General features: G+C 35.5%; 12 protein-coding genes. All 12 read left to right on the top strand.

Features of this window, described 5'->3' with window-relative positions; translation table 11 throughout:
• On the top strand, positions 1–437 hold a 437-nt coding region (locus tag A4R26_RS03800; protein WP_165760134.1), incomplete at its 5' end, for an ABC transporter permease.
• 150 nt (positions 438–587) lie between these two features.
• Complete coding sequence (locus A4R26_RS03805) at positions 588–1,802, top strand: ABC transporter ATP-binding protein (RefSeq protein WP_081160670.1); 1,215 nt, start codon at positions 588–590, stop codon at positions 1,800–1,802.
• Positions 1,803–1,808: 6 nt separating this feature from the next.
• The gene (locus A4R26_RS03810) at positions 1,809–2,537 is read left to right on the top strand and encodes a class I SAM-dependent methyltransferase (RefSeq protein WP_081160673.1); all 729 of its coding nucleotides are present in this window, start codon (positions 1,809–1,811) and stop codon (positions 2,535–2,537) included.
• Positions 2,534–3,748: a glycosyltransferase gene (locus tag A4R26_RS03815; RefSeq protein WP_081160676.1), complete on the top strand. Its 1,215-nt coding sequence runs from the start codon at positions 2,534–2,536 to the stop codon at positions 3,746–3,748. The genes A4R26_RS03810 and A4R26_RS03815 overlap by 4 nt, the downstream gene beginning before the upstream one ends.
• Before the next feature lie 15 nt (positions 3,749–3,763).
• On the top strand, positions 3,764–4,381 hold the full coding sequence (gene hisH / locus A4R26_RS03820; RefSeq protein ID WP_207625668.1) for an imidazole glycerol phosphate synthase subunit HisH: 618 nt from the start codon (positions 3,764–3,766) through the stop codon (positions 4,379–4,381).
• Positions 4,381–5,148, top strand: a complete 768-nt coding sequence (locus A4R26_RS03825) for an AglZ/HisF2 family acetamidino modification protein (protein WP_081160679.1) — start codon at positions 4,381–4,383, stop codon at positions 5,146–5,148. Before hisH ends, A4R26_RS03825 begins: the two co-directional genes overlap by 1 nt.
• Positions 5,145–6,290 carry an N-acetyl sugar amidotransferase gene (locus A4R26_RS03830; protein WP_081160683.1) on the top strand — a complete coding sequence of 382 codons (1,146 nt, stop codon included), beginning with the start codon at positions 5,145–5,147 and terminating at the stop codon, positions 6,288–6,290. The genes A4R26_RS03825 and A4R26_RS03830 overlap by 4 nt, the downstream gene beginning before the upstream one ends.
• A 16-nt stretch (positions 6,291–6,306) precedes the next feature.
• A complete protein-coding gene (locus A4R26_RS03835; protein ID WP_081160687.1) occupies positions 6,307–7,320 on the top strand; it encodes a Gfo/Idh/MocA family protein in 1,014 nt (337 codons plus the stop codon).
• Positions 7,321–7,392: 72 nt separating this feature from the next.
• Positions 7,393–8,850 (top strand): MBOAT family O-acyltransferase, encoded by a 1,458-nt coding sequence (locus A4R26_RS03840; protein ID WP_081160691.1) that lies wholly within the window; start codon positions 7,393–7,395, stop codon positions 8,848–8,850.
• 2 nt (positions 8,851–8,852) lie between these two features.
• The gene (locus A4R26_RS03845) at positions 8,853–9,797 is read left to right on the top strand and encodes an LB_356 family protein (RefSeq protein ID WP_081160696.1); all 945 of its coding nucleotides are present in this window, start codon (positions 8,853–8,855) and stop codon (positions 9,795–9,797) included.
• Positions 9,794–10,921 (top strand): DegT/DnrJ/EryC1/StrS family aminotransferase, encoded by a 1,128-nt coding sequence (locus A4R26_RS03850; protein ID WP_081160700.1) that lies wholly within the window; start codon positions 9,794–9,796, stop codon positions 10,919–10,921. Before A4R26_RS03845 ends, A4R26_RS03850 begins: the two co-directional genes overlap by 4 nt.
• Before the next feature lie 28 nt (positions 10,922–10,949).
• On the top strand, positions 10,950–11,616 hold a 667-nt coding region (locus tag A4R26_RS03855), incomplete at its 3' end, for a glycosyltransferase family protein (protein WP_133054526.1).

Genomic DNA, 11,616 nt, shown 5'->3' on the forward strand with positions numbered 1-11,616 from the left:
AGCTCTGTTTGTTGATATTTGTTTTTCTTTTCTATTTCTTTTTTAAAGGATATAGTCCGCAGATAAATATATTCAGTTTGTTATTCCCTGTTTCAGTCTTTTTTATGGCTATATTGGGATTGGCACTAGGCATGATCATTTCTGCTATGACTATCAAATACAGAGACCTGACATTTTTAGTAACGTTTGGCGTACAGTTGCTTATGTACGCTACTCCTATTATTTATCCATTAAGCAGCGCTCCTGAAAAATATCGTTGGTTAATTGAACTAAATCCCATGACAAGCATAGTTGAAACTATGCGATTTGGTTTACTCGGAAAGGGAAGTTTTTCGTGGCAAGGATTGGGATATAGTTGCCTTTTTTCTTTTATAGCATTAATCATTGGTGTTGTAATTTTCAATAAGGTCGAAAAGAATTTTGTAGATACGGTATAAATTAAAATATAGACTGTTAATACAAGGGCTCAAATGATTATGGAACCTTCAAAGGATCGGCTCAAAATCATAATTATGTAATCGATAATGTTACAAAAGTCATGAACGGAAAGAATAATATACAGTTCAAATCAAAAGTAATTTTCCCTGATGAGCATTGCCGTTAAAGTAGAGAACCTGTCAAAAATATACCGACTTGGCGAAATCGGGACCGGAACGATCAGTCACGACTTACAAAGGTGGTTTGTAAAATTGCGTGGCAAAGAAGACCCATTTTTAAAGATCGGGGAAACAAATGACAGAAGCCGCCAGGGCGGCAATATTGTTTATAGTTTAAAGGATATTGACTTTGAAATAAACAAAGGCGATGCTGTAGGTATAATTGGCAGAAACGGCGCAGGAAAAAGCACACTGTTAAAAATATTGTCAAGGATTACATCCCCAACAACCGGGCGGGTAAATATCAAAGGTCGTGTTGCAAGCCTTTTGGAAGTAGGAACTGGGTTTCATCCTGAATTAACAGGAAAGGAAAATATATTCCTGAACGGTGCAATGCTGGGAATGAATAAACGAGAAATAGCTGCCAAGCTGGATGAAATTATTGACTTCAGCGGTGTTGAGCGTTATATAAATACTCCGGTTAAACGCTATAGCAGTGGAATGTACGTTCGTCTAGCATTTGCAGTTGCAGCGCATTTGGAAAGTGAGATACTCATCGTCGATGAAGTTCTCGCTGTGGGTGATGCCGAATTTCAAAAAAAATGTCTTGGTAAAATGGAAGAGGTGAGCAGAGGTGACGGCAGGACGGTGCTTTTTGTAAGCCATAACCTCGGTTCAATAATGGAGCTTTGTAATCAGGGAATATTTTTGATCAACGGTCAGAAAAGCGTACAGGATAAAATCGAAAATGTAATTGCGAAATATCAGGAAAAAGGTCAAAACGAAATCGCTTTGTTCGATGAATACCTTGAATATGTTAAAGCTTCTCAACAAGCCAATGAGATTGTAATTGAGGCGAAGTATAATACCAAAAAAGAGTTAGATATACCATGTTTGGGTTTTGTTATTAAGAATAGCATGGGAATACCTATAGTGGCGTCAAATCCCTTAATAGATCTTGTAGATTTTTCTGATAAAAAAATGGGCAACAGCGGTATAGTAAAGGTTGTATTAAAAGAACCAAAATTGTTCGACGGTACTTATTATATTTCAATATGGTTTGGAAATTCCTTTGAAGAATTTCTGGTAGCTGAAGATTGTATTGCCCTAAACATTCAGGGAATGAGTAATCAAAAACAATATAATTCGCATAAAGTAGGAAATGTGTTGCCGACCTGTACCTGGAATTTTTACAATTATAAATAGTAAACAATGAAATTAGACCGTGAAGTAAATGATTATTTGACTGGTACTAAATTTTCCAGTGGCCTGCTTATTAATATTGCGAAAAAAGAAAAAAATACTATTAGGAGACTTGAGTACCTCAAAGAACTTGTCCTTGGAAAGAAAGTCATTCATTTGGGATTTACCGATCATACACCGCTGATCAAGGATAAAATAAAGCAAAATATATGGTTGCATAAGATACTGGTTGACGCAAGCGAAAAGTGTGTAGGTGTCGATGTTAATTGTGAGGCAGTTGAATACGTAAGATCGGAAATAGGAATAAATGATGTTTACTGTCATGATATCACTTCCGATGTGCTTCTGGAGCCACTATGTGCGGAAAAGTGGGACTACCTAATACTCGGCGAGCTGCTGGAACACATAAATAACCCTGTTTCTTTTTTAAGTGATATCAACGACAAATACGGGAATTATTTCAAAGAAATTGTAATAACAGTTCCTAATGCATTCGATTTAATCAATATCAGGCAAATCTTTAAAAGAAAAGAATTTATTAATACCGATCATCGGTTTTGGTTCACTCCTTATACGCTTTCAAAAGTAGTAAGCGAAGCAGGGTTCGAAATAATAAAATTCCATTTTTGTCAGTCATATCTGCCCAAAAGTTATTTTAGTAGACTGCTTATTAATATTTATCCCAATCTCCGTGAAGGATTGATACTTCATGCGAAAAGTACCCGATCAGTAAAATGAAACTTTTATTTTTTACAGAATCTTACCCTTACGGGTATGGTGAATTATGGAAAACAAATGAATTGAATGTTTTAAAAAATTTCTTTGAGCATATAATAGTGATTCCACTATCTTTTGCAGGAAACAGAACTCCTGTTCCTTTTATTAATGGGATTGAGTATGTAGAACCGCTTTTTCAGAGTGATTTTCCAGTTGTTAGTAGTAAACAAAAAATATTATCGGTTTTTTTTTCCCGCCATATTGGACATTTTCTTAAAGAAGCGTGGACAGAAAAAGTCTACCTGTCTTTAGATAAAACAAAAAAATGGCTAGAGGAAAGTTTTAAAATCATATCAATTACGGATAACAGCAGGTTTCGTCAGCTTATCAAAAGCGTTGATAAAAATTCGGTTGTATATTTCTATTGGGGAAGGGGAATCAGCGAAATTATGGCGGTAATGAAGCCTAAATCTTATAAGACCGTATCAAGATTTCATGGCTATGATCTATATCGCGAAAGGAATAACGGTTATATTCCTTATCAGCGGGCACAGATAAAAAATATCGATTTTTCCCTGGCATGCTCACATATAGGTATGAAAACCCTGCAACGTTATCACCCATTTTTAAGAAAAAAAATTAGCGTAGCACGGATAGGTACAATCAGTAAGGGGTTGAGCGTGCCATCAACTGACGAATATTTGAGAATTGTTTCTTGCTCGTTTCTTCATAAGGTGAAAAGGGTCGAAATAATAGCAGAAGCAATGAAGTACCTGAACATTAAGGTACAGTGGACCCATATCGGTGGAGGCGAGGGATTGATGGAAATAAAGAAAATTGTTGATGAAGTGGGCGATAATGTGCGAATAAGTCTTCAGGGCTCAATGTCAAATGAAGAAGTGATTTCTTATTATGTTAACAATCAAGTAGATCTTTTTATAAATGTAAGCGAATCGGAAGGGGTTCCAGTTTCAATAATGGAAGCCCTTGCAGCAGGAATACCAGTAATGGCGACAAATGTGGGTGGCACTTCGGAAATTGTCAATGAAAAGTCAGGAATATTGCTTCCTGCAGATATTACACCTCGGGGTTTAGCCGGTGAAATCGAAAAATTTAGTGCCTTTAGTAGAGAGCAGAAAGACGAAAAAAGAAAATGGGCATTTGAAAAATATAATGAAATGTGTAATGCCGAAAAATTGGCTAAAGAGTTTGCTACTTTTTTATTGAACTAATCACAAACTATTTATTTGACGATAGGAATCATTGATATAGGAGTTGGTAATTTGGGCTCAATTCGCAATATGCTTGAAAGAATTGGTGTGAAAGCCATGGCCATTAATGACATCTATGGGTTTAATTCTTGCAATAAGATAATTTTGCCAGGCATGGGGTCTTTTGATAAATGTATGATAGCGCTCAATCAATCAGGGCTTAGAGAAGAGTTGGAATATCAGGTGCAATCACTTAAAAAGCCATTTCTTGGCATTTGTGTAGGCCTTCAAATGCTTACCCGTTCCAGTGAAGAGGGAGTTGAAAAGGGATTGAACTGGATTAATGGTGAAACTGTACGATTTGATCGGTCAAGGTTAACCATCAATGAAAAGATTCCAAATATGGGTTGGCTCGATATACATTTTGCCAACAAACAGCTTCTTTCTGATAACTTACAAGACTCGCGATTTTACTTTGCTCATTCGTATCATGTGAAGGTAGATAAAAGCGAAAATGAGTGGATAAATGCTTACTATGGATATGCTTTTGTTGCTGGAGTGGTAAGCGGAAATATTTATGGTGTTCAGTTTCATCCGGAAAAAAGTCACAAATTCGGGATGCAATTATTAAAAAATTTTGCTGAATTGACCTAATGCGAAGAATTAGAGTTATACCGGTATTATTATTACATAGGGGCGGTTTATACAAAACGGTGAAGTTTAATAAGCCAAATTACGTAGGAGACCCCATCAACGCTATAAAAATTTTTAATGAGAAGGAGATTGATGAAATTGTGATCTTAGACATAGATGCAAGCAGGGAAAACCGGGGGCCAAATTTTGAACAAATCGCAGAATTGGCTGGTGAAGCATTCATACCTCTTGCCTATGGAGGCGGAATAACTGATCTGGAACAGATAAAAAAGCTGTTTTTAACCGGCGTTGAAAAAGTCATTCTTAATCATTCAGCATTTAGTCAACCTACTTTGATTTCTGACGCTGCAAAACGTGTAGGCAGTCAAAGCGTTGTCGCGAGTATTGATTATAAGAAAAACTTTTTCGGCAAGGCTACTGTTTATATATCTAATGGAACAACCTCCACCAAACAGAAAGTACTGGATTATGCACGTAAAATGGTGGACTATGGTGCAGGGGAGCTTATATTAAATAGTATAGAACGAGACGGAACGTATAACGGATACGATTTGGAAATGATTGAAATGGTTAGTAAGGCTGTTTCAGTTCCTGTGGTTGCTGTTGGCGGAGCATCAAAAGTGGAAGACTTTAGGTTGGCCGTTGAGGCTGGTGCCTCAGCGGTAGCGGCCGGTAGTATGTTTGTTTACCAACGACCCCATAACGCCGTTTTGATAAATTATCCAAATCAGGCAATATTAAAACAAGAAATATTTGATAGAATATGATGGTTACAAGTAAAAACGATCCTAACTATAGACAATGTTCTCTTAGTGTAATGGATAATATTGCTGACCCTACTATTTATTTTGATGATAAGGGTATTTGTAATTATTATTATGGATATAAAGAAGCAGAAAAAAACGGGATATTGACAGGTAGAGAGGCGGAAATGAAAATTTCGGAAGTTGTTCGGCTGCTTAAAGAGAAAGGCAGGAATAAAAAATATGATTGTATCATAGGTGTAAGTGGGGGTATTGACAGTACTTATTTATCGCTTAAAGCAAAGGAGTATGGCTTAAGAGTGCTTTGTGTACATTTTGATAATGGCTGGAACTCTGAATTGGCCGTAAAAAATATTGAAAATATTGTTTCAAAATGCGGATTTGATTTATATACCTATGTTATCGATTGGGAAGAGTTTAAAGATATACAACTGGCTTATTTTAAAGCTGGTGTTATTGATATAGAGGCGGTAACGGATATAGCAATATTTGATAGCCTGGATAGAATTTGCGCCGAGAAGAATGTAGGATTTATTTTAGACGGCAGGAATATTTGTACTGAGCAAACATTGCCTTCCTGCTGGATCAATAAAAATCCAAATAATTTATACGCTATCCATCAAAAATTTGGGAAAATTCCATTGAACAGGTATCCTGCCAAATTTAAAGATGGGAAATACCTTCGTCCAAGGGGAAGCTATGAAAGTATTCCTTTATTAAATTATCTGGATTATAATAAAAAAAGGGTAAAGGAGATCATCGCCCGTGAATTAGGCTGGAAGGATTATGGCGGTAAGCACTACGAATCTGTTTTTACCAGATTCTACCAGGGGCATATATTACCTGAAAAATTTAAGGTAGACAAAAGAAAGGCGCATTTAAGCAATTTGATTTTTTCAGGTCAATTGACTAAAGAAGAAGCATTATTAGAATTGGAAAAACCTGTTTATCCTGAAGGGCAGTTAGAAATAGATAAGACATTCGTTCTAAAGAAATTGGGATTTTCAAAAGAAGAATTTGATGCTTATATTAATGCACCCAGCTTCTCCCATGAATATTATGGTAATAATTCGGATACCTACCAGACAACGTATGTAAAAGCACGCCACTTCTTTGGCAGAATAAAAAGAAAACTATTTTCATAATATTAGTAACAATAATTTGAAAAAGACAATCCGTTTTGCTCTCGTTGGCTGCGGTCGAATTGCCCATCGCCACGCAGAGCATATTAATCAGGTCGGAATTTTAGCAGCAGTTTGTGACAATGTTTCTTCTAAAGCAGATGAATTGGCCTCAAAGTATGGAGCAAAGGCCTATTATGAATTGGAAAGCATGCTGAAGAATGAAAAAGAGATCGATGTCATATCCATTTGCTCCCCTAATGGTTTACATGCTGAGCATGCAATTCAGGCATTAAATGCAGGTTTCCATGTGTTATGTGAAAAACCTATGGCTATAGATGTGAACGATTGCGGAGAGATGATAAAAGCCGCTGAAAAAGCCAACAAGCGGTTATTTGCTATAAAACAAAACAGGTTTAATCCGCCGGTAGAAGCCGTAAAAAATGCTATTGATGCGGGCAAATTAGGCAAAATTTATAGTGTACAATTAAGTTGCTTCTGGAACAGAAATGAAGATTATTATAAGAACTCCTGGAAAGGCACAAAAGATCTGGATGGGGGAACATTATATACACAGTTCAGTCATTTCGTTGATTTGTTGTATTGGATAATAGGAGATATAAAAGAAGTGGAAGCTTATACGGCTAATTATGCGCATAAAGGTATTATTGAATTTGAAGATACCGGAGTAGTAATCATGGAATTTTATAATGGCGCTATTGGTACCATAAATTATACTGTAAATAGTCACGAAAGAAATATGGAAGGCTCTCTCGTTATTTTTGCTGAGAAAGGAACAGTAAAAATTGGAGGACAATATTTAAATGAATTGGAATATCAGAATATTCGTGATTTTAAAATAGAGAATCTTGCTGAAGGTAATAAGGCCAATAATTATGGTACTTACCAGGGTTCTATGAGTAATCATGATAAAGTGTATCAAAACCTTATTGATGTATTAACAAATAATGGGAGTATTTCCACAAACGCGTTTGAGGGATTAAAGACAGTGGAGATCATAGATAAAATATATAATAAAGCAAAAAAGGCATGAATCCGTTTTGTGAATTAGTATTAATAGTAAGACTTTTTTAGTAACTAATACAGGCAAAGTATAAGATAAAACATGCTTTTTAATTCGATTAATTTTGCTATTTTCTTGCCCATAGTTTTTGCGCTTTATTGGCTTTTACAAAATAAGAATCTACTATACCAGAATATTTTACTACTTATTGCCAGCTATTTTTTCTACGCCTCCTGGGATTGTCGTTTTCTGTTTTTACTGATATTCTCTACACTATTAGATTATTTCACAGGAATTAAAATGTATGAAGCCAGGAAGCCGGGCATGAAAGCTTTTTGGTTTTGGCTAAGTATTGGTATCAATCTTGGCTTTCTTGGTTTTTTTAAATACTACAATTTTTTTGCTGACTCATTTGCTGAAAGCCTTTCTCTTTTAGGAATAAAAGCGAACTTTTGGACTTTAAAAGTAATATTACCTGTTGGCATATCTTTCTATACATTCCATGGCCTGTCTTATGTAATTGATATTTATAAAGGAAGAATAAAGCCGGAAAGAAATTTTATTGATTATGCTGTTTTTGTAAGCTTTTTTCCGCTTCTTGTAGCGGGGCCGATTGAACGGGCAACGCATCTTTTGCCACAGATCAAATCTGGAAGAAAATTTGATTATACAAAATCAGTAGACGGCTTAAGACAAATTCTCTGGGGGCTTTTTAAAAAAGTAGTTATTGCTGATAATTGTGCAGAATATGCAAATAATATTTTCAACCATTCTTTAAATTATTCGGGCAGCACTCTATTGATAGGAGCGATATTTTTTGCATTTCAGATCTATGCTGATTTTTCGGGCTATTCAGATATTGCACTGGGAGTCGCCCGGCTTTTTGGAATAGATCTTTTACGAAACTTCTCTTTTCCTTATTTTTCAAGGGACATTGCTGAGTTTTGGAGGCGTTGGCATATATCTTTAACCACCTGGTTTAGAGACTACCTCTATATCCCATTAGGTGGAAGCAGAGGCGGAACATGGATGAAGGTTAGAAATACGTTTATTATTTTTATAGTAAGTGGTTTTTGGCACGGAGCTAACTGGACATTCATTTTCTGGGGAGTATTAAATGCCATTTATTTTTTACCCTTACTTCTGTTAAATAGAAATCGTAATAATCTGGAAATAGTGGCACAAGGCAGATATTTCCCAACTGGTAATGAACTTATCCGTATAGCATCTACATTTAGTTTAACTGTTTTGGCCTGGATATTTTTTCGCGCCGAAAATGTTGGGCACGCGCTTTCTTATATCAGAAAAATATTTTCCCTTTCTCTGTTTTCTAAGCCAGAAGGCGTTGCTTTTATAGGGTCTAATCAGCCCTGTGCAATAGTGTCTGTCGTTATTTTTTTTATTCTTATTGAGTGGGCTGGGCGCGAGCGGCAATTTGCACTGGCTCATTTAGGCTTAAAATGGCCCGGGGTTTTAAGATATAGCTTTTATTTGGCGATAGGCTTATTTATTTTCTATTTTGCGGGATCCAAACAGCAGTTTATTTATTTCCAGTTTTAAGCATGAGAAAATTAATAAGCAAGTTTTTTTTATTTCTAATAGCTATAACTTTATTAATTGCAGCGCTGCTTTATTTTTCAAACAGAATAATTAATGATGGAAATTACTTTTCGTTAAAAAGCAATTCAAAATACGTTGTATTTGGACATTCCCACCCAGCGTATGCTTTTAATGATTCTTTGATTGAAAATTTTGTAAACTATGCTCAACAGGGGGAGTGTTACTTTTATACATATTTTAAAGTAAAAAAGATATTAGAGAACAATAAACGTATTGAGACGGTTTTTATCGATTTTTCTAATAACCAGATTGATAAACGGATGGACGATTGGATTTGGAGTGACAGGTTTTTAGATGAAAATTGTCCCGATTATATGCCATTCCTGGGTTTCGAAGATCTGAAAATATTAATCAGGAATAATTGGCGGGGATTACTGGAATTGCAGAATATTTCATTGAGATCAAATGTTTCATTTTTTTATGGAAATGAAATGAATTATTTCAAAAGCAAAAATGCTATCGGCTATTTGTATAGTGACCGCCAAAAGGCCGATTCACTTATTAAAACGATACCGGTTCAAAAAAGTAATATTAAAGCGGATACTGGCATTTCAGAAATCAATATTCACTATTTGGAAAAGATACTTGACCTGTGTACTGCTAACAAAGTAAAAGTTTACCTTATAAGAACACCCATACATTCAAGATCTGGCGAATTATTAAATGAAGATAAATTTCAGCAGATTTTAAGTTCAAGATTTAAGACCATTGAGTTTCTTGATTTTAAAAGATTTCCATTAGCAGATGCCGAATTCGGCGATTTGGAACATCTGAATTATAAAGGTGCAGAAAAGTTTTCGCTATTTTTTAATCTGTTAATGAAAGAAAATGTTCTCGCACAATCGGAAAAACAAAAGTTTATTGATAAAGAAATGGTAAAAGAATGAAAATTCCCTTTGTTGATTTAAAAGGCCAGTATAAAAGTATTCAACCCGAAATTGATGCTGCAATTCATCAAATACTTAATGAATCAGCCTTTATTGGTGGAAAGCCTGTTAGAGAGTTTGAATCAAAATTTGCTGAGTTGTATGGTGTAAAAAATGTAGTGGGCTGTGCCAATGGCACCGATTCTTTATACATTATTATGAAGATGCTGGGAGTTGGAGAGGGGGATGAAGTAATTACGGTGGCCAATAGTTGGATATCATCCTCAGAAACTATTACTCAAACAGGAGCCCGCCCCGTTTTCGTTGATATTCATCCTGATTATTATAGTATGAACGAAAACCTTTTAGAAGCAGTAATAACTAAAAAAACTAAAGCAGTTATTGCAGTGCATTTGCAGGGCCAAATGTGTGCTATTGATAGTATAAAAGAAATTTGTGACCGGCATGGTATTTTTCTGATAGAAGATTGTGCCCAGTCGCATTTTTCAGCATATAAAAATGTACGTGCAGGATTGACTGGAATTGCAGGTTCTTTCAGTTTTTATCCCGGTAAAAATCTGGGAGCTTATGGTGATGCGGGGTGCATTATTACAAATGACGATGCACTGGCAGAAAGATGTCGCATGTATGCAAATCATGGCGCTCTTGTAAAACACCATCATAAAATGGAAGGAATTAACAGCCGTCTGGATGGATTGCAAGCTTCTATTTTAAGTGCCAAACTTACTTATATTCTGCAATGGACTGAGCAACGTATTGCATTAGCAAAAAACTATAACAGCTTGTTGAAAGATATTTCCGGACTTGTTACTCCTGTTATCAGGCCCGGCAGTAAGCATAGTTTTCACTTATATGTAGTGCGGGCATCCAATCGGGACGGATTAATGACCTATTTAAAGGAACGGGGTATTGAATGTGCTATTCATTATCCAACCATACTGCCATTGTTACCAGCTTATCAGTATCTCGGGAAGACGGCTGCTGATTTTCCAATAGCGTATGAGTATCAACAACAAATACTTAGCCTGCCTTTATACCCTGAGTTGACGAATGATCAGCAACTGTATATTGCCAAAATAATCAGCGACTTCTATTGCCATGACAGGGGCAAAAATTCATTATAACTTTGCGGTTGAAATAAATAATTAAAAGTTGGAATTAAATAATAAAACTATACTGATTATTTCTACGGACGAATGGGGTGAGATGTTTCTATCCAAACATAATTATGCTATTGAACTAAGTAAAAGAGGCAATAGAGTATTTTTTATAAATTGTCCCGATCGTGATCGTGTATTAAGAAGAGGAAAAATTAAAATCGTCTCAACGAAGTATAAAAATGTAAACGTTGTTCAACATCGCTTATTTTTCCCTTATTTTTTCAAATATGACTATCCCGGCCTATATAATTTTTTGATATGGTTTCATATAAAAAGAATCCTTAGTAAGATAGATGTTAAACCTGATATAGTATGGTCTTTTGATTTATCGAATGCAATTCCGTTAAATCGTTTTCCTCAAGCCTGCTTAAAAATTTTTATGCCTGTGGATGAACCTTTTCATGATTATTCAATAAAAGCGGCAAAAGGGGCAGATATTATTTTTTCCGTTACCAATGAAATTCTGGACAAATATAAAATGTTCAAAGTCCCTAAATATTTCGTTAATCATGGGGTTTCTGAACATTTCATTAATGATAACATTGATACAACGATAAACACTCCCATGCGGATAGGATATTCCGGGGGATTACTAAGGCATGAAATTGACTGGGAAACATTTTTTACTATCATTAAAAGCAACCCGGATAAAACATTTG

Source organism: Niastella populi, assembly GCF_002078015.1.
Taxonomy (GTDB): domain Bacteria; phylum Bacteroidota; class Bacteroidia; order Chitinophagales; family Chitinophagaceae; genus Niastella; species Niastella populi.